Genomic DNA, 21,527 nt, shown 5'->3' on the forward strand with positions numbered 1-21,527 from the left:
GCCGTGTCCCTCTCCCCCGCCCCTGCCCTGTCCGGCCCCGGCGACGGCGCCGAGAGCGGGACCGGCACGCCCGCCGGGGCCCTCCTGACCCTGACCGGCACGCCCGCCGATGTGCTCGCGACCCTGACCGGCACGCCCGCCGAGGCGCTCGCCGCTCTCACCGGGCCTGACGCGCCGTATCTGATCGGCGTGCGGCATCACGCGCCCTCGCTGGCCGCCGCCGTGCCCGCGCTGCTCGACGCCGCGGAGCCGGACGTGCTGCTCGTCGAACTGCCCGCCGAGATGCAGGAGTGGCTGCCGTGGCTCGGACATGAGGAGACGGTGGCCCCGGTCGCGCTCGCCGCGGCTCCCGGGGGCGGGCGGGGTGGCGAAGGGCCGGCGTTCTATCCGTTCGCCGACTTCTCGCCCGAGCTGGCCGCCGTGCGGTGGGCCGCCCGGCGCGGGACGCCAGTGGTCGCCTGTGATCTGCCGCTCGCCGACCGGGCCTGGCAGGAGGGCCGGCGGCATTCCGCGTCCGGGGGCGGGAGGCCGGGGCTCGCCGGGGCGTTGCGGGCCCGGTTGACGGGGCGGCCGGGCGACGATCTGTGGGACCGGCTCGTCGAGGCGACCGCCCCCGGCTCCCCGCCCGAGGCGTTGCGCCGGGCGGCGCTGCTCACCGGGTGGGCGCTGCGCGCCGACGCGGTCGCGCAGGGCGGGGTGCCCGGGGTGGATCTGCGGCGCGAGCGGTGGATGCGGGCCCGGCTGGCCGAGGCGACGGCGGGCGGACAGCGGGCCGCCGCCGTGGTCGGGGCCTTCCACGCCCCCGCGCTGGTGGGACCGGTCCCAGGGGACGCGGCGCCGCAGGCGCCGGACGCGACGGGCGGTTCCGCGTGGACGACGTCGCTCATCCCCTACGCCTACGCCCTGCTCGACGAGCGGTCCGGCTATCCGGCGGGCATCCGGGACCCGGAGTGGCAGGACATGGTGCTGCGCGCGGCCGGCGAACCGGCGGCGCTGGAGGAGGCGTTGACACGGGCGGCCGTGCGGGTGTGCGCGGAGCTGCGCGCCCTCGGGCACCCGTCGGGCCCCGCCGACGCCCGCGAGATCGTCCGCCTCGCCTCCGACCTCGCCCGGCTGAGGGGCCTGCCCGCCGCCGGCCGGGGAGAGCTGGTCGAAGCGGTGCAGACGGTCCTCGCCCAGGGTGAGCCGTACGGGCGGGGCCGGGCGGTGGCGCGGGCTATGGAGCGGGTGCTCGTCGGCAGCCGTACCGGGCGGCCCGCGCCGGACGCGCCCCGCAGCGGTCTCGCCCCGGCGGTCGAGGACGAGGTGGCGGCGCTCGGACTGCCCGGGCCGGCGCAGGGCGGCGAGGGACGGGCCCGTGATCTGCGCCTGGACCCGCTGCGCTCCGACCTGGACCGCCGCCGCGAGCTGCTGCTGCGCCGGCTGACGGTGTGCGGGGTGCCGTACGGGGAGGCCAGGGAGGTCGTCGGCGCGGGCGGAGCTGAGGCGCTCACCTCGCGCTGGGAGGTGCGCTGGACGCCGGCCACGGCCGCGATGCTGACCGCCGCCGGGATGCGCGGCGTGACCCCGGCGCAGGCCGCCGAGGGCGTGCTGCGTGAGCGGCGGCGCGCCGAGCGGGACGAGGGCGGACCGACGGCAGCGCAGGTGTTGGCGGGACTGGCGGGCGCGGCGGAGTGCGGGTTGGGCGCGCTCACGGACGAACGGCTCGACGACGTCGCCGAAGTCCTGCCGCCTGCCGGCACCCTGCCCGAACTCCTCGCCGGACTGGCCCTGTTGGACCGACTGCGGGCCGGCCACTTCGCGGGGCTCGATCCTGCGGAGCGCGCGGACCGGGTGGCCGACGCGGCCGAGTTGCTCACCGCGGCCGCGGTCCGGCAGGTGGACGGACTGACGGGGTCCGAGGACCGGGCCGACGCCCATGCCCTGCTCGATCTGGCCCAGCGGGCCGACCGGTCGGGCGGCATCCGGCTCACCGATGCGCTCGGCCGGCTGGCCGCCGACGGCTCGCCGCTGATGCGCGGGGCGGCCGGCGCCGTCCGGGTCCTGCTCGGTCACGAGGACGCCCGGGACTTCGGTGAGCGCGTCGCCTCATGGGTCGACGGGGCCGTCGACCCTGACGCGCGGTCCGCGCTGGCCGCGCGCCTCACCGGGCTGCTGACCGTCGCGGGCCCGCTGCTTGAGGCGGCCGTGCCCGCGCTGGAGCCGCTGCTCGACCGTATCTCGGAGCTGACGGACCGGGAGTTCCTCGACCGGCTTCCCGCTCTGCGGGGCGGGTTCGACGCGCTGAGCCCGGCCTCCCGCGACCGCCTCCTCGCCGCCGTCGAGGAACGTCTCGGCGGCACACGCGTGACCGACACGGAGGGCGTCGACCCGATCGCGCTGGCCGCCTGGACCCGGTCGGACCTCACGGCTCGCGAGGCGCTGCGTGAACTGGGGCTGTTGCCTGCCGGGGGCGCTCGGGGCGAGGGCAGGGCGGGAGCGTGGGACACGCCCCGGGCGGACGCGACACAGGCGGGCGTGATCCAGCCGGACGCGGCCCAGGTCGACCGGATCCAGGCGAGCGCGGCGGCCTCGGTCGCGGCTGACGCAGGGGCGACCGTCGGAGTCGGCGGGGACGCAGGAGGCGGGGTTGACGCCGAAGCCGGGAGCGGCGCCGGAGCCGCGAGTGACGTCGGAGCCGGGGTCGACGTCGGGTCAGGCACCGGCACGGCATCCGGCCGCCGGAGCGACACCGGGGGCGTCTCCGCCCTCGCCGTTCCTCCGGAGGACGAGCGGCTCCTCGCCCCCGCCGACCGCTGGCGGCTCGTCCTCGGTCGGCGGGGGGATGCGCTGCCGCCCGCCGCCGCCTCGTTGGCGACCGCCCTCGACGAGTTGTACGGCAGCGGGCGCGGCGAGGGCAGCCGGGGCGAGCCGTCCGGCCCTGGCGGGCGCGGTGGCCGCGAGGCGCCGTATCCCGGCGTGCGGGAGTGGTCGCAGGAGCTGGCCGCGCTGTTCGGCCCCGGCATCCGGGAGGAGGTGCTGGCGGCGGCCGCCGCGTCGGGCCGCAGGGACGTGCTCTCCGAACTGGACGCCGACAGCGTGCGCCCCTCCGTGGACCTGCTGCGGGCCGTGCTGCGGCACGCGGGCGGACTGCCCGAGGGGCGGCTGGCGGCGCTGCGTCCGCTCGTGCGGCGACTGGTCGAGGCGCTGACGCGTGAGCTGGCCACCCGTCTTCGGCCTGCCCTGCACGGCACGGCCCTGCCGCGCCCCAGCCGGCGCCCGGGCGGCGGCCTGGACCTGCCCCGCACCCTGCGGGCGAACCTGGTGAACGCGCGCCGGGGCCCCGACGGCAGGGTGCACGTCGTTCCCGAGCATCCGGTCTTCCGCACCCGCGCCAAGCGGGCCGCGGACTGGCGGCTGATCCTGGTGACGGACGTGTCGGGGTCCATGGAGGCGTCCACGGTGTGGGCCGCGCTGACCGCCTCCGTGCTGGCCGGGGTGCCCACCCTGTCGACGCACTTCCTGGCCTTCTCCACCGAGGTCATCGACCTCACCGGGCACATCGACGATCCGCTGTCGCTGCTCCTCGAGGTCAGCGTGGGCGGCGGCACGCACATCGCGGCGGGGCTGCGGCACGCGCGTGAACTGGTCACCGTCCCCTCGCGAACCCTCGTCGTGGTCGTCAGCGACTTCGAGGAGGGCTATCCGCTGGGCGGACTGCTGGCCGAGGTCCGCGCGCTGGTCGGCGCGGGCTGCCACGTCCTGGGCTGCGCGAGCCTCGACGACACTGGCCGGCCGCGCTACTCGACGGGCGTCGCGGGCCGGCTCGTCGCCGCGGGCATGCCGGTCGCCGCTCTCAGTCCGCTCGAACTCGCCCGCTGGGTAGGGGAGAAGATCGCATGAACCCGGGCCTGCCTCCCGTCGACCCGTCCGTCACCGCCGAGCTCGTCGGGGCGCTGTCGCCGCGGCTGCGCAAGCGGCTGGACGCCGGCGTCGCCAAGCTCGCGGCGCGGCCGGTCGTCCGCGAGGGCGACATCGTACGGATCGCCGTCGACGACGACACCGAACTCGTCCTGCACACGGCGGGCGGGGCGGTGAACCGCGCGGACGCCATCCGCTGCGGGTGCCTGCTCGCCCCGGACTGCCTGCACCGCGCGGCGGCGGCCTCGGCCGCACCGGTGGCCGTCGACGACGACGCTGCGGCCCCCCTGAACGCCCCCAGCGCAGCCGCGGCCCCGGCCGACGAGCAGGCGAACGCGCCGCGAGGCGACACCGAACCGCCGCTAGGTGAGGCGGGGCCGCCACAGACAGGGGGCGCAGCACCAGCCCCCGACACCGCCACGCCCGCTCAACTCGCCGCTGCCCGCTCGGTGTTCGAGGCGACGGCCGCCGTCCTGGAAGCCGGGACGGATGGTGCCGGGGCCGTCCTCCAGGCGGAGTTGCTGCGCGCCGCGCACTCCGCACGGCTCGCCGGACTCCCCCGGATCTCCGCCTCGGCGGTCGCCGTGGTCACCGGGGTGCGCGCGGCCCGCTCCGCCGACCCCGCCTACCGGCTCGCCGACCTGGCGGACACCGTGTGTGACGCCCTTGCCGTCGCCCACCGGCTGCCGGCGGCCGCCGGGGCGGACCTGGCCGGGCTGCGCGGCACCGCACGCCAGCCGTACCGTCCGGACGGCTCGCTCCGCCTGTACGGGCTGTTCTCGGAGGCCGTCCTCACGGCGACGGGGTACGCGGGCGCGGTCACCTGGACCGCCGACGCCGACGGCCGCCTCTACACGGTGTCCGACGTGGCGCCGGGCGGCCCCGGCCGGGCGACCGGCGCCGCCGACCGCGCCGTACGGATCGGAGACACCGCCCTGACCCCCCGTGAGCTGTCCCGTGCCGGACTCGCGGTGTCCGGTGCGACCGTCTCCCCCACGGGCCGGCTCGGTGCCGGGGCGGGGGTGCGGGCGGTCCGCGCGTCCGGTGCGTCCTGGCACGAGGGGCCGACGGCCCGGCTGTGGGCGGTTCCCGTCGCCCAGCAGGTCGGCCGGGCCCTCGCGGGCGGGCCGGAGGCGCATGGCCTGCTGTTCCTCGACGTGACCCTGGCGGGCACGGTCCGGGAGGCGACCGGCGAGTGTCTGCTGGCCGACTGCGAGGGACTGACGCTCCGGTTGGCGGCGGCCCACGACGATCCGGCCCTCCCCCACCGCGACAACCTGCGTCTGCTCGCCGCCGCGCGGGGCGCCCGGTTGCGGATCGTCGCCAGGCTGACGCCCGGCCCGCTGCCCCGCGCCCTGCTGCTCGCCGTCGAGCACCCCGCCGACCGCGCCGCCCGGGTGGACCTGGGCCTTGACCGCCTCCAGCACGCCGACCTGCCCGCGTCGGAAGGCGCCGTCCCCGTGCCCCTGCCCGCCCCCGCAGCGGACGAGGCGCCGCTGCACCTCCTGCGCCGCCGGGTGCACCAGACGGTCTCCGGCGGACGCCGCGTCCTGGCCCTCCCCGGCGGCGGCGCGGGCGGCGACGGCGGCCGGCTGCGCCGCCTGGGCCTCGCCACGGCGGGCGACTGTCTCGACGGGCTGCACGCGGCCGCCGCCGACCGTTCCCGCGACGCGTTCGGCCGCCTGCTCCCGGCGGACACGGACCGCTTCGCCCGCGCCTGGCTGGCCTCCGCCGTCTACCTGCGGGAGGTGGAACGGGCGCTGTGCGCGGAGGCTTGGAACGCGTCCGGAGAGACGCGTTCCTCCACCCTGGCCGTCTAGGTCACAATCTGACCTATACGGCTCCTACTGTGGTGCTTGTCCACGGAACGACACCGCCGACGAGCCGGAGATCACGATGAACGCGAACCAGCCCCTCGCCCCCGACACCACCGGCCAGGACACCGCGGCCCCGGCCGCCGCCGGCGAGCGCGCCGACCTGCTGGCGGCCCTGGCCCACCACCGGAACTTCCTCCGTCTCACCACCCGCGACCTCAGCGACGAGGACGCCGGGCGGCGCACCACCGTCAGTGAGCTGTGTCTGGGCGGGCTCATCAAGCACGTCGCCTCGGTCGAGCGGAAGTGGGTGGACTTCATCCTGGAAGGCCCGTCGACGATGGGCGACTTCGACCAGATGACCGAGGCCGACTGGGCACGGCGTGCCGACGAGTTCCGGATGCTGCCCGGCGAAACGCTGGCCGGGGTGCTGAAGGAGTACGCCGAGGTGGCCCGCCGCACGGACGAGCTCGTCGCCACCCTGCCCGACCTGAGCGTGTCCCATCCGCTGCCGGTCGCCCCGTGGTTCGAGCCCGGCGCCCGGTGGTCGGCCCTGCGGGTGCTGCTGCACATCATCGGCGAGACCTCCCAACACGCCGGCCACGCCGACATCATCCGTGAGGCCCTGGACGGCTCGAAGAGCATGGGCTGAGCAACCGGACAGCCGACAACCGGGCCCGGACGCCCGGACGTTAATCGAGTGACAGGTCACGCGGACGGGCACTACGCTCGCCCGCGATGACCACTCACTCCGACATCAGATCGGGGGTCCCGTGCGCGCAAGGTGAGCGCTGATGCTCACTTCGACCGCGGACGGGGATCCCCGCCTTTCGTTCTGGCTGCGCGTGCGCGAGTTCGCCGTGCCGCCCTCCATGATCGAGACCGCCACCGCCCGGCGGCACGCCGGGGACTGGGCGGGCGCGTGCGCCGCAGCCGGCGTCGACGTCGATCTTCAACTCCGCGCCGTGGCGCGCGCCCACGGCCGGGAACTCACCGCCCGACTACGGGCCGACCTGCGGAACCTGGCGCCGGACCTGCTGCGCTGGCACATGCCGAGGATCGCTCCCGACGGCCTGCTGCGCCCCGGCCTGACCCTCACACTGGCGCGCTACGACGTCGACGACGACGGCACGGGCCACGGCAGGCCCCGCCCGCTGCACCTCGTGGCGCGCACGCCGCCGGCCTGGGCGGACGCCGGTCAGCGGATCAGCCTCGCCCTGTGGGACGGGACCGGCCGCACCGCCGGCGTCGGCCGCCACCCGCACCCCCGTCCGCACCGGCGTCACCGCCTCGACCTGCACCGTCACCTGTGGGACGCGCGCAGGACGGACGAGCTGAGGGCACGGTCGGGGGCGGACCGGCCGGAGACCGGCCCCGGTGAACCACAGCTCCAGCTCCTGAGTGCGCTCCCCGGCCCGCCCGGTCCCCCTGAGCTCCCGCCTCACCCCGATCCGTGGGACGCCCCGCCTCTCGCCGGTCCCCCGCAGGATCGTCGCCGGACTGTCCGCCGGTGGGCCGACGAGGCGCAGATCCTGCTGCGCGCGGAGGGCCGGACCGCCGGCGTCGGCGCGGTCGTCGTACGGTCCGGGGCTCGGCAGCGGCTGCTCCTGGAGCTGCTCGCGGGCGGCAGCGGGCCTCCCGTCCCACGGATCACCGTCGCGTCCAAGGACGCCGTCGGCGCCGGGTTGCCGGTCCTGCCCGAGGCGGCGACCTGGGAGCTCCCTGATCTGGCGCTGCTGCGCGCCGGTGCGATCGAGGCGGACCGGCTGCACCCGCTGGTCGCCTCGGCGCTGGTGCCGGGCCACATGCCGCCGGCCGAGCCGCGCCCGTCGCCGGACCGTGCGGGCGCGCCACGGCTGGTGGAGTGCCGGGGAGCCACGCACCGGATCGGTCTCGTCGACGGGGCGCTGGCCCCGCTCGACCACGATCCGGACGAGCTCAGGCGGGAGGAGCTGCTGGTCGCGCTGACCGGCACTCCGCTCCCCTGTCTCCAGGCCGTCGACGAGGCGCACCGCCGCCCGGACTGCCTCACCGGCGTCCGCGAACGGCTCGACCACGGTGACATCGCCGGCGCGCTGGCCGTCGTGGAAGGTCTGCTCGGCCCGGACGCGGTGGTGCGCGGCGGCCCCTTGCGGGACGCGCTGGAGGACGCCGCCCTGCGGCGGATCACCTACGGGCTGTACCGGGCGGGCCTCTCCGACCCCCAGCCGGCCCGCTTCCGCAACGACGACCGCGGCAAGCACCGCCGGCGCAACACCCGTTCAGGCCGCAGCCGTTCACACCCGGACGGCCGCGCCTTCTACTGACCCGCGCCGGCTCGCCGGGCACGACGACCGGCCAATCCGGCAACTATCCATTCTGTTGCTAGTTCTGACGCCCCGTCACTCCTTGTCATTCCTCTCCGAGATACCCGAAGGTGATCACCCATGCCCGCACGCACCCCGTTCGCCATGGACTCCGTCCTCCTCTCCGCGCCCGCCGATGCGTCTCAACTCGACCTCGCCGACTCCCTGTTGCGTCTGCTGCGCGACACCGGGACCGAACCGCGCCCCGACGACCAGCTGGAAGCACTGACGCTCGCCGTGGCGGCCGATCTGCCCGTACTCCTGTGGGGTGAGCCGGGCATCGGCAAGACCGCCGCGCTCACCCAGCTCGCCTCGTCCCTGGATCTGCCGTTGACCACGGTGATCGCGAGTGTGCACGAGCCGTCCGACTTCTCGGGACTGCCCGTCATCGGGGACGATCCCGCGGAGCAGGGCGTCCCGATGGCCCCGCCGGACTGGGCCGTACGGCTCGTGCGGGCCGGGAAGGGGCTGCTGTTCCTGGACGAGCTGTCCACCGCGCCGCCCGCCGTCCAGGCCGCCCTGCTGCGGTTGGTGCTGGAACGCCGGATCGGCGCGCTGCGACTGCCGCCCGGGGTGAGGATCGTGGCCGCCGCCAACCCCCGGTCCTCGGCTGCCGACGGATGGGAGCTGAGCGCGCCGCTGGCCAACCGGTTCGTGCATGTGCAGTGGGCCCACGACCCTGAGGTGGTGGTGCGCGGGCTCGGCGGGACCTGGCCCCGGGCGACCCTGCCCCGGCTGGACCCCGGGAAGCTGGTGGACGCCGTGGACTTCGCGCGGCGCGCGGTGTGCGGGCTGCTGGCCACCCGCCCGACCCTGGTGCACCGGCTGCCCGGCAGCGAGACCCGGCGGGGCGGCGCCTGGCCGTCGCCCCGTAGCTGGGAGATGGCGATGACCCTGGTCGCCTTCGCGACCGCGGCGGGCTCCTCCCGGGAGGTCCTGTCCCTGCTGGTGCGGGGCGCCGTGGGCGACGGTCCTGGGCTGGAGCTGCTGGCGAGCCTGGACCGGATGGACCTCCCCGACCCGGAGACGCTGCTCGCCGATCCGGCGGGCGCCGAGCTGCCCGAGCGGGGCGATCTGCGGCAGGCCGCGCTCGACGGCGTGGTGGACGCCGTGCGGCGGCGTCCGGACGAGCAGCGCTGGGACGCGGCGTGGGCGCTGCTCGTGCGGGCCGTGGAGACGGGCGCCCCCGACCTGGTCGTCGTCCCGGCGACCACCCTGGCCTCCCTGCGCCAGGGGGACTGGAACGTGCCGGAGTCGATCGAGCGGCTCGCCGGTGTGGTGACCATGTCCCGGCGCGCGGACCAGGCGGCGACCCGCACGGCGACCCGCGCCGCCGCGGCCGCGAAGGCGGGACGGTGAACGCGGACACGCGCGGCGAACGCGAAGCCGGCACGGCGGACGCGGCCGCACAGGAAGGCGCCTGGACGCCGGGCCCACCGGGAGCCCTGGACCTCGACAAGCTCTTCGCGGCCCGCCTGCACGCCGCCCGGGTGCGTCCCTACCTGGCGACGGCCCTGTTCGCGCTGCACACGGTGGAGTCCCGGCAGGTGCCCATGATGGCGGTCGACCGGCACTGGCGGTGCTATGTCTCGCCGGCGTTCGTGGACCGCACGCCCGTGGAGGAGCTGGCCGGGGTGTGGGTGCACGAGGTGTCGCACCTGCTGCGCGACCACCACGGGCGTGGTGACCGGGTCGCGCGGCAGCGCGGGCTGACCGGCCCGGGCGAGCGCCTGCGGATGAACATCGCGGCGGACTTCGAGATCAACGACGACGTGTTCGGCGACGGGCTGCTCCGGCCCGAGGGCGCCGCGTTGCCCGAGCTGCTGGGGTTGCCCGGCGGGCAGCTGATGGAGGACTACCTGCGCATGTTCCGGCTCGGGCCTCGCCTGAAGGACCTGGCGTGGCTGGACTGCGGGAGCGGCGCCGACGGGCGCGAACGGGCGTGGGAGCTGGGCCCGGACGGGGCGCACGGCCTGAGCGAGCAGCAGCGGGACGCGGTGCGCTTCCGGGTGGCGCAGGGCATCACCGGGCGTCCCGGTTCCGCGCCGCGGGGGTGGCGGCGGTGGGCCGAGGAGGCGTTCCATCCGCCGCAGCCGTGGCGCGAGTTGCTGGGCGCGGCCGTCCGCTCGGCGGCGTCCGCTCCGGGCGCGGGCGAGGACTACTCCTACGGGCGGCCCGCGCGCCGCTCCTCCGCCCTGCCCGGCGTGGTGTTGCCGAGTCTGCGGCGGCGTCCGCCCCGGGTGTCCGTGATCATCGACACCTCGGGGTCGGTCAGCGACTCCGAGCTGGGCAGCGCGCTTGTGGAGGTCGCGGCGATCTCCCGTGCCGTGGGCGGCCGTCGTGACCTGGTCTCCGTCCTGTCGTGCGACGCCTCGGCCCGGGTCGTGCACCCGCTGTGCGAGGGCGAGGGGATCCCGCTGGTGGGCGGTGGTGGGACGGACCTGCGCTCGGGGTTCGCGAGGGCGCTGCGGGCGCAGGCGCGCCCGGACGTCATCGTGGTCCTGACCGACGGCCAGACGCCCTGGCCGAGCGCACAGCCGCCGTGCCGGACGGTGGTGGGCCTGTTCCCCCGGCCGCTGTCGGCCGGCTCCTGGGACGAGGACGACCCGGACTACATCCCGGACGGGCCGCCCCCGTGGGCACGGGTGGTGGAGATCGGCGGTTGACGGGAGCCGGCCCAGGGCCCTGGTGGACGGGGAGGGGGGCGGCTGAGACATCCTGGGGGCTGACGACGTCCACGGTGCGCTGCGCGCCGTTGCGGAAGGAGCGTCTTGACCAGCGTCGACGTACACCAGCATCTGTGGGGCGCCGCCTTCCTGGCGGCGCTGCGGGCCCGTGACGAGCCGCCGTTCCTCGACGGCTGGACCCTGCACCTCGCCGGGGAGGCGCCCTACCGGGTCTCCCCCGCCGACCACGACGTGGCCCGGCGCGCCGAGCTGGCCGCCGGCGACGGGCTGGGCCGTGCGCTGGTGTCGCTGTCCTGCCCGCTCGGCGTCGAGTGGCTGCCCGCGGACCGGGCGCGGCCGCTCCTGGACGCCTACCACGAGGACGCGGCCGCGTTGCCGGAACCGTTCGGGGCGTGGGCCGCCGCGTGCGTCAGGGACGTCGACGCCGGGGCGACGGCCGCCGTCCTCGACCAGGGTTTCTCCGGTCTCCAGCTTCCGGCGAACGCCCTTGCCGACGCGGCGGGTTACGCGCGCTGCGCCCCGCTGCTCGACCTGCTCGAGGAGCGCGGCCTCCCGCTGTTCGTGCACCCGGGGCCGGCGGCGGGCGGGTCGGAGGGGCCGCCCTGGTGGCCCGCGATGGTCCCCTACGTCCAGCAGATGCACGCCGCCTGGTTCGCCTTCCGCGCCTTCGGCCGGCCCCGGCATCCGCGGCTGCGGGTGTGCTTCGCCCTGCTGGCGGGGCTGGCCCCGCTGCACGGCGAGCGCTTCGCGGCCCGGGGCGACGGCAGCCTCGCCGACGCGGATCCGGACGTGTACGTCGAGACGTCGTCGTACGGTCCGGCGGGCGTCGACGCGGTCGTCCGCGCGCTCGGCGTGGACGCCGTCGTCCAGGGCTCGGACCGGCCGTACGCGAGCCCGCCCCGCCATCCCGGCTTCGGCCTGGGCGGCGCGGCGGCGTACGCGTTCCGCGTCGCCAATCCGCGCCGCCTGCTCACGGGCGGGGCGTGACAGACCGCCAGAAGCCCGAAGTCCCGCCGGATCAGCGGCCCGTGCGGATCAGTCCTGTCAGGTAGCGCCACAGGGAGGAGCGCTGCCTGGCCGACGGGTCGGCGCTCATCGTCCCGGTGGGCTCCGCCGCCGACTCGGCGCCGGAGTCCGCGCCGGACGCCGCATCCCGCGCCGGCGGCGCCACGGACTGCGGGACCAGCTCGTACCGCACGGGGAGCGAGCGCAGGCCCCGCATGAACGGCGAGGACCGCCAGGGCAGTTGATCCGCGGGGAGCGCCAAGTCCAGGTGGGAGAAGCGCTCGAAGAGCCGGCCCACCCCGACCGCCGCGACCGTCGAGGCGAGTTCGCGTGCCGGGCACTGGCGCTGACCCGCGCCCCAGGACAGGTGCGCCCGGGTGCTGACCATGGTGCTCGCGGCCATGCCGTCGGCGAAGAGCGGGTCGGCGTGGGCGGCGGCGGAGGACACCCACACCGGATCGCCCGCGCGGATCGTGTAGTTGCCGAGCGGGGTGTCCTTGGCCGCGAAGCGCGGCACGAAGTTGACCAGGGGCGGCTTGCGCATGACCACCCGGTTCATGGACTCCCTGACCATCCCGGCGGAGAGGCTGGCCCGCACTCCGCCCTCGCCCGAGACGACCTCGACGACCGTGTTGGAGATGAGGATGCCGACGTGGTCGGAGGTCATGCCCAGCAGCATGAACAGCTCACGGGCGAGCGCGTCCAGGGACAGCTCGGGGTGGGCGGCGAGCAGATAGGAGGGGAAGTCGTCCCCGGGCTTCTCCAGCTTGGCGGCGGCCAGTTCGGTCAGCGTCGCCAGCAGCCGCTCCAGGGCGGGTTCGGCGTCCGGGCCGGCGTCCAGCACCCGCCACATGTCCATCAGGGCGTCGTCGCCCTGCGAACCGGGGAAGCCGAGCAGGTGACTTGCCACCATCAGCGGCAGGGGGCGGGAGAACTGGGCGGACAGGTCCGCGAGGCCCGTACCGCCGGCCTGTCCGACGAGGGTGATCAGATCGTCGGCGTAGGCGGTGACGGCCGCCTTCAGCCGCTTCGCCTGGGCGTTGCGCGGGTCCTGGAAGGGCTTGAGGGCCGCGTCCCAGGCCGTGCGCAGCGGCCGGTAGCCGGGGCCGCCCTGGATCAGGATGTGGTTGACCTCCAGGGACGGTCCCAGCGGCCAGTCGGCCGGCACCTCGCCCTGCGTCCGGGCCCGCCAGTTCTCCAGCCCCTTGGGCCAGGCGTCGTCGTCCTGGAGGACCTGGAGCGCCTCGCGGTAGCCGATGACCAGCCAGGCGGGCACGCCGAGCAGATCGACCGGCGCGACCGGGCCGTGCCGCTGCCTGAGCCGCTCGTACACGAGCGAGGGGCGGGTCTCGTAGTCCCGGGTCAGCAGGGGCTCAGGGCTCAACTCCTCCAACCGCGCCTGATCGAGGTCCACGGACCCGCCGTCGCCCACCCCTGATGCCATCGTGTCGCCGTCCTCCCGCACGCCCCGTACCGACACACGTTCGGTCGGTAGCTGAAATCGGTGGGGACACTACCCCAGGTGGGGCGGGAAGTTCAGCGCAGGGCTCCCCTGGCGTCACCGGCGATGAAACCGCGGCCGGAGAAGGCGAAACACCGGGGCCCGCCGGCCGCCCCGGCTGACGACAGGTCAAGCGCTGCTCACAGCAAGCATTTCACCGGTGTGCGCCGCGTCACACATCGGGAGCCCGTCTGAGTTGTGTGCATCACAGCGTAAATGTCCTTTTACGGTCCATGCTCGAAGGCAGATGGCGACTGCCCAAGTCGAGTTCGCCGGCGACCCCTTGGGCGCGCGACCCGGAAGTGACCCAGCGCACAGCACTCGTGACCTCCCCACCGGTTCCCCCTGGAAAGGTGCCCCACCATGGCCGCTTATCTCTGTCCTCCCGCCGTGATACACGGCGAGCACGCCGTGCGGACCAGCCAGATCGTCGCGGAGGTGCGTGACCGCCATCCGCACGCGGCCTGGGAGCCGCGCATCGACGGCATCGCCGCGAGCACCGGCATCGAGACGCGCGGCTGGATGCTGCCGCTGGAGGCCGCCGTCGCACCGGGCGAGGGCGGCGCCCTGCGGGCCGCGGACATCGGGCCGGCCCAAGAGGCCCTGGCGAACGACGGGTTCAGCCGGCAGGACGTGGACCGCGTGATCGCCGCGCTGGAGGCGGTCCCCGCGCCGCAGACCGTCCAGGAGCGCACCGCGCCGGCCTGGGAGGCAGTGCGGTCCTACGGCGAGCGTGCGGCGCGCGGGGCCCTGCAGATCGCCGGGCTGGACACAGCGGACGTCGACTGCCTGATCACCAGTCACTCCACCACTCCCGCTCTGCCCGGACTGGACATCGCCCTGGCCAACAGGCTCGGCCTCCGCGACGACGTGATGCTGCTGCCGGCCACGCAGTGGGCCTGCATCGCGGGCACCCGCTCCCTGGCGCTCGCCGCCGAGCTCGTGGCCGCGGACCCCGACCGGGTGGTCCTGGTCGTGATCTCCGAGGCGCTGAGCACGACCTACCAGCCCGCGGACGACACTCTGGAGTCCCTGATCGTCCGTCTGCTGTTCGCGGACACCGCGGTCGCCACGGTGGTCACGGGCCGCACCAGACGCGAGTCGGTGCTGCGGCTGGACGCCGCCTGGCACCACACCCTGCCCGGCACCCAGGACCTGCACCGCCTGGAGACGCGGGCGGACGGCACCCACTTCGTGATGGACCGGCGGGGACCGCGCGCCGTGCAGGAGACGGTCACCGCGATGTGGGAGTGGCTGCGCCTCCGGTACCAGGACGACCCCGACTCCTGGCACCCCGACGTGCTGCTCGCCCACCCCGGCGGGACCCGGGTGCTGGAGTACATGGAGCAGACCATGCCGGACGCCTGGCCGTCGGGGCTGCTGGACCACAGCCGGGACAGCTACACGAGCGGCAACCGCGGAGGCGCCGCCGTGTTCGACATCATGCGGCGGGCGCACGACGCCGGGCAGAAGCCGGGCAGCCGCGCCGTCCTCTACGCGGCGGCGCCGGGCCTCACCGCCACCGCCCTGGAAGGCGAGTGGCTGTAGAGCCGCCCGCAGCGGAACCACGCCTGAGGCCGGGCGTCCGGGCGTCGCCGCCCGATCCGGTGGCACCCGCCACGCCTACCGCGGCCTCACCCCCCGGTCGCGTCACCGCGCGACTTCCGCCCAGACCACCTTGCCGGTGTCCGTCCACCGCACCCCCCACCGGGTGGTGAGCCGGTGCACGACGTGCAGGCCGCGGCCGCCGTCGTCCAGGAGGCCGCCCCGGCCCAGGTTCGGCCTGCCGTTGCCCGTGTCGCCCACCTCGCACAGCAGGCCGTGCCCGGCCCTGATCAGCCGTACCGTGACGGGACCGGTGGCGAAACGGACCGCGTTGGTGACCAGTTCGCTGACCAGGAGCAGCACGTCGTCCCGGGTGTCGGCCCTGGTGCGCCAGGTCCGCAGCAGCGCGCAGACATGCGCGCGGGCACGTGCGGGGGCGTCGTCGCGGGCGGGCAGCCGCCAGGTCGCGGTGTCCCCCTTGCGGTAGCCGATCGTCCGCGCGAGCAGCAGGGTCACGTCGTCGCGCTGCCTGGCGGGCACCAGCGAGGAGACGACGTGCCGTGCGGCCTGCTGGAGGGAGTCCCAGGGGTGCACCCCCGACACGGTGTCCGTGAGCCTCGCGATGCCCTCGTCTATCGACAGGGCACGGTCCTCCACGAGACCGTCGGTGAAGAGGGCGAGCAGGGAGCCCGGAGGTGCGCCGAAGGTGTGCACGTGGAACGGCTCGCGGAGCGCGAACTCTGCGCCCAGGCCGGGGTGGGGGCGGACCGGGAGCGGGCCCGCCTGCCCGTCCGGGGTGATCAGGACCGGGGGGAGGTGGCCGGCGCTGGACAGCACCATCTGGTGGCTGACCGGGTCGTAGAGGGCGATGCAGCAGGTCGAGCCGAGGGCGCTGTAGCCGGCCGTCAGCCCGGACTCGGTGTCGTCCAGCAGCGTCACGGTCTCGTCCAGGTGCTCCAGCACCTCGTCGGGAGCGAGCCCCGCGGACAGCAGGGCGCGGGCCTCCATGCTCAGCTGGCCCATGGTCGCCGCGGCTCCCAGGCCGTGCCCGACGACGTCGCCTACGACCAGCGCGGTACGTCCGTCCGGCAGCGGGAAGCTGTTCACCCAGTCGCCGCCGACTCCCGCGCTGTCGGGGGTGGCGGGCTGGTAGACGCTGGCGATCTCGATGGTGTCGCCGCCGCTCCGTGGCAGGAGCCGGCGCTGCAGGGCGAGCACCTGCGTGTGCTCACGCTGGTGCTGACGGGCGAGGTCGACGTGATGGGCGGTCCTGGCGACCAGTTCCTGAAGGTCGAACAGCTCGCTGTCGTGGAAGGGCGCGTCCGCCCGCCGCCAGATCTCCGCCACGCCCAGGACGACGGGCGGCTCGCTGTCCAGGACCAGCGGCACGCACGCCAGGGCCGCCGACCGCTCGCCGGGCACCAGGGCACGCACGACGCGTGGGCTGCCGAGGACCCGCTCGACCGCCTCCCGGTCGGGGATGACGATGGTCTGCGGGGCGTCGTCCCGCCGTATCGCCTGCGCCAGCAGCCGGCTCGCATCGCCGGGCAGGTCGTCGCCCGGCGTCACATAGCCCTCGGGCCACACACGGTCCGGCACCAGCGCCGCCCGCCGCAGCCGGATGCGCCCCTGCCGCTGCCCGGTGACGCCCTCGCCCGTCCACACGGTGAAGTCGAGGTCGACGGCGGCCACGTCGCCCCAGGCCAGCAGGGACTGCGCCAGCGACTGCGCGGTCTCGCCGATGTCCAGCGAGGTGCCGATCGCGGTCTCGGCGGCGTACAGGTGGAGCCGCCGGGCCATGGCGATCAGTGAGACGGTGAGGCCCTCGTGCGGCGGCGCGGCGGGCAGGATGCTCATCGAGACGACCAGCTCCGAACCGTCGCCGCGCCGCAGGCGCTGGATCCGGGCGACGTGCGCCTCCCCCGTCTCCAGTACCTGCCGCAGCCGACGGGTGACCGTCGGCACGTCACCGGGCGGCAGGAGATCGACGAAGGGACTCCCGGCCAGGACCTCCAGCCCCGCGAAGACGGGGGCCTCCAGGTTGCAGCGCGTGATCCTCAGGTCCCTGTCCATGTTGACCGCGCCGAGGATCTGGTCCTGGTTGACCGCGCCGAGGATCTGGTCCTGCCGGCCGCCCGACGGACCGTCCGACGCACGGCGGCAGTTCGTGCGGTCGCCCTGCGCGTCGGCGGGGCCGACCGCCGCTGCCGCCCCGCCGCGCGGGATGTAGCGCCCCAGGGCGCTGCTGACCAGGTCGAACGCCGAAGAGGACGAGGGAGAGGGTGTGGAGTCCATACGGCTCTCTCAGGCATTCCCCGGCGGGGGCGGCGCCGGGGCCGTACTCAGATCCGTGCGACGGGCCCCGAGATCCCTGACCGCACACCTCATTGAATAACACCTGAGGTCGCTACGCCCACACCAGCACGGTCGGCGCGGAGCCTCCCGACGACGAGAGGCCGCACTGTCAGCGGTCGAGGCGCGCGGTGAGGAGGTTGGGGTCCGCACCGGTGAGGTAGGCGGCGCTGGGGACGTAGACCTTGTCCGCGTGGACCGCGACGGAGGTGGGGGTCCGCAGGCCGTCGGCCGCGGTGAGGACGGCGGTGTGCGTGCCGTCGGGGCGGACGAGGTCGACCTCGTCGTCGTCGCGGGCGGCGAGCAGGGTGTCGCCGCGGCCGGTGAAGGCGAAGTCGTCGATCGACGGCATGCCGGTCGCGCGGACCTGGATCGCGCCGGCCGTGCCGTGCGCGGTGATCGGGATGCGCAGGACGGTGCCCTTGTCGAGGTTGGTGACCCAGACCGCCCCGCCATGGAGCTTCAGCCCGTTCGCGCCGGCGAAGGTGCTGGGCCTGAGAGCGTCGCCCTCGGCCCAGACGGTTGCCCTGCCGCCGCTCACCGGGAGCCGGTGGACGACGCCGTGCACGGAGTCGGTGACGTAGACGCGGTGGGTGCGCTCGTCGAGGGCGAGACCGTTGGGCAGACCGTCGGCGGGGAGGGCGGCGACGCGGTGCGGGCGGCCTCCGGGACGTACGGCCCAGACGCCGGTGAGGTCGGCGGTGCCGGTGGCGTAGGTGACGTAGAGGGTGCCGTCATGGGCGCGGGCGATCCCGCCGACGAACGCCTTGCCCAGGTTGGGGGTCTGGGCGTGCGCGGGGGCCGGCAGGGTGGCCAGGACGTGCGTCCGGCCGTCGGGGCCGATCCGGACGATCTGCCGGGCGAAGGAGAAGGTCAGGTAGGCGGATCCGTCGCGGCCCACGGTGATGTTCTCGGGCTGCTGCCCGCCGGCCAGGTCGAAGTGGGCGGTGACGCGGGGGCGGGAGAGGGGCTCGGTGGCCGCGGTGGCGGTCGCGGCTGTGCCCAGCAGGGCGAGCGCGGTGGCCAGGACAGTGAGGGAGGAGCGGGCGTGCATGGGCGGTTCTCCTGGATCGGGGGTGGGGGGATGCCCTGCCGTCAGGGGGTGTTGCCGGCCGGCGACAGGGGGCCACGTGCTGGATGCAGGGGGCTGAGCTCGGGGTGAGGCCGAGGCTCGGGGCGATGCTGGGGCTCAGCCGGAGGCTGGGGCTCAGCCCGAGGCTGGGGCTCAGCCCGAGGCTGGGGCTCAGGGGAGGCCGAGGCTCAGAGCGCCGCGGGGAAGAGGGAGCGGTTGGCGATGTCGATGATGAACGGGCCGACGAGCGACGGGTAGCGCTCCACGATCGCCTGCTTGTAGGCCTCGCCGTCGTCGCCGAGAAGTTCGCGGGCGTCGGCGAGGTAGCGGCGGACGTCCGCGTAGATCTCGGGACCGGTGGGCAGACCGTGGCCGGCGAGGATCGTGTCGTAGCCGGGCCGGGCGGCCAGCAGGTCGAGGGCCCGCTCCCAGCCGGTGATGTCGTTGTTCCCGAGGTAGAGGTGGACGTCGTTGTAGACGAGGTCCTGGGCGACCAGGACGCCCTGATCGGGCAGGCTGACGAGGAGTTCGTCGGCGGCCTCGCCGCCGGAGACGGCCTCGAAGACGAAGGGGACGCCGTCGATGATCTCGGTGACCGGGGTGAGGTCCACGGTCGGGGTGAAGTCGGCGAGGGGGATGACCTGACCGGTGGGCAGCCGGCTGTCGCCGCGCGCGATGATCTGCTCGCGCACCTGGGGCAGAGCGTGCACGGGGACGCCGAAGCGGGCGGCGCCGTTGTAGTGGTCGGGGTGGGCGTGGGTGACGATCAGCCGGTCCAGCGGCTTGCCGAGACCTTTCGCGTAGGCGACGACCTCGTCGGCGTAGGCGGGCAGCAGCTGGGCGTCGATCGCCACGATCCGCGCCGAGGTCTCGATGAGCTGGGTGGTGGTGTGGAAGGTGTCGGCCGGCGACATGTAGCTGTGGATGCGGACCGCGCCCTTGTCGAGGACCGTGACCGTGCCGTTCATGGGTGCTCCTTGTGGTGGAGGGCGGCCCTTCGCCGCTCGATGTCCTCCACTTTCACCGGTGGACCCGCAGGCAGGCGAGATACGCTGCAGACAGGCCATGGTGAATCGAGGACATACGAACATCGGAGAGCGTGATGGTGCCCGCGAACTCTGAGGACGGGACCGCTTCACCCGAGGAGGGCCCGATCCTGCGGCTCGACTTCAATCCGCCCGAGGAGCACGTCCCCGGCTTCGAGATCATCGACCTGGCCACCCTGCACGAGCGGCGCCGCCGCCGGCGCAGACGGCCCGACCTGGTGCACCGGGTCGACTTCCACACCCTCACCCTCATCACCGAGGGCGAGGGAGAGCACGCGGTCGACTTCGTGACCTACCCCTGCCGCCCAGGAACGCTGACCTGGGTCCGCCCGGGCCAGGTGCAGAGTTTCACCCGGCCGGGCACCGCCAACGGCACGCACCTGCTGTTCACCCCGGCCTTCCCGCCCCACGGCAGCAGCGCCCACCGGCTGGTCAACGAGTGGTACGGCCCCTCCCACTGGCAGTTGGGCGCGCGCCCCGAGTACGCCGTACTGACCACGCTGCTGGGCCAGTTGCGGACGGAGTACGCCCGGCCGCGGCAGACCGTGTCGGCAGAGATCCTCCAACTCCTGCTGGCCACCGTACTGTTGCAGGTCGACCGGCTGCCCCATCCGGACGGCGGCGGCGACCCGCACGCCGGCGGCGAGGTGTACGCCCGTTTCCGCGCCGAGTTGGAACGCTCCTACGCCACCACCCGCCGCGCCGCCGACTACGCCCACCGCCTCGGATACGCCGTGAAGACCCTCACCCGTGCCTGCGCGGCCGCCACCGGACAGCCCGTCAAACACGTCATCGACGGCCGCGTCGCCCTGGAGGCCCAACGGCTGCTCGCGCACACGGACGAACCCGTGGCGGCCGTCGCCCGCCGCCTCGGCTTCCCCGAACCCACGAACTTCGGCAAGTTCTTCACCCGTCACACCGGCGTCACCCCGGGCGCCTTCCGCCTGACCCACCAGGGCGGCGGCGCTCGCCCCTAGGCCGCGCCGAGACGGTCGGCGAGGCGGTCTTCGGGGCGTTACGTGAACGTGGATCAGGAGCGTCGCGCGAGGAACACGAACTCCTTGCCCGGCCGGTCGGGAGCATCGCGGACCTCCTGCACCGAGAAGCCGTGAGCGATCAGATCCGTCTCGACTTCCTCGCGCTCACGAAAGCGCAGGGTCGAGTCCGACGTCAGCACCTGCCCGTCCGCTGCGAAGGCGTAGGTCCAGCGGAAGGTCACCAGCGGCCCGCTCACCTCGATCAGCCGGACCCAGCTCTCGACCGGGCCGACGCCCGCAATCTCCGTCACCCGGTAGGAGTTGTCGCGGGTCCACTCCTCCCAGGCCCGTCCCGCCGGATCCCGGGTCTCGAAGACCAGGTGCCCGCCCGGCCGCAGCGCTTCGCGGGCTCCCCGCAGCGTCCCCTGCCAGACGTGCGGATCGACGATGGCCTGCGCGACGTTGGCCGTCATCGTCGCGAGGTCGACTCGCAGGGGCGGGAGGTCGGTCGCGTCACCGCAGATCCAGCGCACCCGCTCACCGCCCGGCTTGGCCCGGGCGACGTCGACGGAGGCCTGGGCGGGGTCGACGCCGACGACCTCGATCCCGCGGTCGGCCAGGAGCAGGGCGAACACCCCTGTGCCGCAGCCGATGTCGAGGACCCGGCGCGCCCCGAAGTCCTCCGCCATCCGGAGGTAGGCGTCGAGGTCCCCGCGGTCGGGGTCGAGCGGATCGTAGATCGCGGCGAGCCGTGGATGCCCGAAGCAGTCGTCAACCATGCGGCTCTCTCAACTCCCGTTAGGTGGAGGGGGCTTCACCGATGCCTGCAGTCTCATGACATGGCGTTCACGGGCACCCCGCACTGCTGTTTCCGCTGACCGGGAGACGCCGAGGGCGAGCCCGGACGCCGCCGCTTCTTTTGGTGTGCCTGGCGCACGAACCATCTTCCCACCGCTGCCCATCACTTGCTGAGGCAGTGACGGACCGGGACGAGGCCCTGCCACTCGCGGTGGCGTTTCCCGCGCACAGCCAACGCGATGACGAGCCGCCTCTCGCCACCGACGCAGAGGGGGTCCGTGAGAGCAACGGGCTCCTGGTCGTCCTCTACAACTCCGTGCAGTACCTCGCCTCGCGTGATGTGAGGGAGCAACTCTTGGACTGCTGGCCCATCCTCGTCGACCTCGACCGCGGAGACGTGCGATTCGGGACCCTGGACGAGCGACATCTGTGGGGGAACCCGAGCGCCTGACGGCTGTCCCGCAACCACAGATACGGGGCAGTCC

The 21,527-nt window shown here is 74.9% G+C and carries 15 protein-coding genes; 10 read left to right on the plus strand and 5 right to left on the minus strand.

Annotation, left to right across the window (positions count from 1 at the left end; all coding sequences use genetic code 11):
- The first annotated feature begins 3 nt into the window (after positions 1-3).
- The 7 genes from ACFYXA_RS10665 (at position 4) to ACFYXA_RS10695 (ending at position 11,733) form a co-directional block, all read left to right on the plus strand.
- Entirely contained in the window at positions 4-3,882 is a 3,879-nt protein-coding gene (locus ACFYXA_RS10665; RefSeq protein ID WP_389030697.1) for a DUF5682 family protein, read from the plus strand.
- The gene (locus tag ACFYXA_RS10670) at positions 3,879-5,720 is read left to right on the plus strand and encodes a hypothetical protein (protein ID WP_389030700.1); all 1,842 of its coding nucleotides are present in this window, start codon (positions 3,879-3,881) and stop codon (positions 5,718-5,720) included. Before ACFYXA_RS10665 ends, ACFYXA_RS10670 begins: the two co-directional genes overlap by 4 nt.
- Before the next feature lie 76 nt (positions 5,721-5,796).
- Positions 5,797-6,366 carry a DinB family protein gene (locus ACFYXA_RS10675; RefSeq protein WP_389030703.1) on the plus strand — a complete coding sequence of 190 codons (570 nt, stop codon included), beginning with the start codon at positions 5,797-5,799 and terminating at the stop codon, positions 6,364-6,366.
- A gap of 142 nt (positions 6,367-6,508) precedes the next feature.
- Positions 6,509-8,020, plus strand: a complete 1,512-nt coding sequence (locus ACFYXA_RS10680; protein WP_389030706.1) for a hypothetical protein — start codon at positions 6,509-6,511, stop codon at positions 8,018-8,020.
- 120 nt (positions 8,021-8,140) lie between these two features.
- The gene (locus tag ACFYXA_RS10685) at positions 8,141-9,418 is read left to right on the plus strand and encodes a MoxR family ATPase (protein WP_352247054.1); all 1,278 of its coding nucleotides are present in this window, start codon (positions 8,141-8,143) and stop codon (positions 9,416-9,418) included.
- An 86-nt stretch (positions 9,419-9,504) separates the two neighbouring features.
- Positions 9,505-10,725, plus strand: a complete 1,221-nt coding sequence (locus tag ACFYXA_RS10690) for a VWA-like domain-containing protein (RefSeq protein ID WP_389031684.1) — start codon at positions 9,505-9,507, stop codon at positions 10,723-10,725.
- Between the two features lie 105 nt (positions 10,726-10,830).
- Complete coding sequence (locus ACFYXA_RS10695; RefSeq protein WP_389030709.1) at positions 10,831-11,733, plus strand: amidohydrolase family protein; 903 nt, start codon at positions 10,831-10,833, stop codon at positions 11,731-11,733.
- A gap of 31 nt (positions 11,734-11,764) precedes the next feature.
- Here the strand turns inward: ACFYXA_RS10695 and ACFYXA_RS10700 are convergent, their stop codons facing one another.
- Positions 11,765-13,195: a cytochrome P450 gene (locus tag ACFYXA_RS10700; protein ID WP_389030713.1), complete on the minus strand. Its 1,431-nt coding sequence runs from the start codon at positions 13,193-13,195 to the stop codon at positions 11,765-11,767.
- Positions 13,196-13,615: 420 nt separating this feature from the next.
- Between ACFYXA_RS10700 and ACFYXA_RS10705 the strand changes: the two genes are divergently transcribed.
- Positions 13,616-14,800: a type III polyketide synthase gene (locus tag ACFYXA_RS10705; RefSeq protein ID WP_389030716.1), complete on the plus strand. Its 1,185-nt coding sequence runs from the start codon at positions 13,616-13,618 to the stop codon at positions 14,798-14,800.
- 102 nt (positions 14,801-14,902) lie between these two features.
- Here ACFYXA_RS10705 and ACFYXA_RS10710 read toward each other — a convergent pair whose 3' ends face one another.
- From ACFYXA_RS10710 to ACFYXA_RS10720, 3 genes are all read right to left on the minus strand, one after another.
- Positions 14,903-17,092, minus strand: a complete 2,190-nt coding sequence (locus ACFYXA_RS10710; RefSeq protein ID WP_389030719.1) for a SpoIIE family protein phosphatase — start codon at positions 17,090-17,092, stop codon at positions 14,903-14,905.
- Positions 17,093-17,261: 169 nt separating this feature from the next.
- Complete coding sequence (locus tag ACFYXA_RS10715) at positions 17,262-18,203, minus strand: SMP-30/gluconolactonase/LRE family protein (RefSeq protein ID WP_389030722.1); 942 nt, start codon at positions 18,201-18,203, stop codon at positions 17,262-17,264.
- A 206-nt stretch (positions 18,204-18,409) separates the two neighbouring features.
- Complete coding sequence (locus ACFYXA_RS10720) at positions 18,410-19,189, minus strand: MBL fold metallo-hydrolase (RefSeq protein WP_389030725.1); 780 nt, start codon at positions 19,187-19,189, stop codon at positions 18,410-18,412.
- Positions 19,190-19,326: 137 nt separating this feature from the next.
- On the opposite strand from ACFYXA_RS10720, the gene ACFYXA_RS10725 reads away from it, so the two are divergent.
- Positions 19,327-20,244 (plus strand): AraC family transcriptional regulator, encoded by a 918-nt coding sequence (locus ACFYXA_RS10725; protein ID WP_389030728.1) that lies wholly within the window; start codon positions 19,327-19,329, stop codon positions 20,242-20,244.
- A 53-nt stretch (positions 20,245-20,297) separates the two neighbouring features.
- Here the strand turns inward: ACFYXA_RS10725 and ACFYXA_RS10730 are convergent, their stop codons facing one another.
- Entirely contained in the window at positions 20,298-21,023 is a 726-nt protein-coding gene (locus ACFYXA_RS10730; RefSeq protein WP_389030732.1) for a class I SAM-dependent methyltransferase, read from the minus strand.
- Between the two features lie 197 nt (positions 21,024-21,220).
- Here ACFYXA_RS10730 and ACFYXA_RS10735 point away from each other — a divergent pair, with 197 nt between their 5' ends.
- A complete protein-coding gene (locus ACFYXA_RS10735) occupies positions 21,221-21,493 on the plus strand; it encodes a hypothetical protein (protein ID WP_389030734.1) in 273 nt (90 codons plus the stop codon).
- Positions 21,494-21,527: the final 34 nt, after the last annotated feature.

This window comes from Streptomyces sp. NPDC002566 (genome assembly GCF_042889585.1).
In the GTDB taxonomy this organism is placed as follows: domain Bacteria; phylum Actinomycetota; class Actinomycetes; order Streptomycetales; family Streptomycetaceae; genus Streptomyces.

Coding starts and splice junctions, on each gene's coding strand:
- ACFYXA_RS10715 (WP_389030722.1), bottom strand. CDS start 18,203: ATGCACGCCCGCTCCTCCCTCACTGTCCTGGCCACCGCGCTCGCCCTG.
- ACFYXA_RS10680 (WP_389030706.1), top strand. CDS start 6,509: ATGCTCACTTCGACCGCGGACGGGGATCCCCGCCTTTCGTTCTGGCTG.
- ACFYXA_RS10670 (WP_389030700.1), top strand. CDS start 3,879: ATGAACCCGGGCCTGCCTCCCGTCGACCCGTCCGTCACCGCCGAGCTC.
- ACFYXA_RS10675 (WP_389030703.1), top strand. CDS start 5,797: ATGAACGCGAACCAGCCCCTCGCCCCCGACACCACCGGCCAGGACACC.
- ACFYXA_RS10705 (WP_389030716.1), top strand. CDS start 13,616: ATGGCCGCTTATCTCTGTCCTCCCGCCGTGATACACGGCGAGCACGCC.
- ACFYXA_RS10700 (WP_389030713.1), bottom strand. CDS start 13,195: ATGGCATCAGGGGTGGGCGACGGCGGGTCCGTGGACCTCGATCAGGCG.
- ACFYXA_RS10720 (WP_389030725.1), bottom strand. CDS start 19,189: ATGAACGGCACGGTCACGGTCCTCGACAAGGGCGCGGTCCGCATCCAC.
- ACFYXA_RS10685 (WP_352247054.1), top strand. CDS start 8,141: ATGCCCGCACGCACCCCGTTCGCCATGGACTCCGTCCTCCTCTCCGCG.
- ACFYXA_RS10710 (WP_389030719.1), bottom strand. CDS start 17,092: ATGGACTCCACACCCTCTCCCTCGTCCTCTTCGGCGTTCGACCTGGTC.
- ACFYXA_RS10730 (WP_389030732.1), bottom strand. CDS start 21,023: ATGGTTGACGACTGCTTCGGGCATCCACGGCTCGCCGCGATCTACGAT.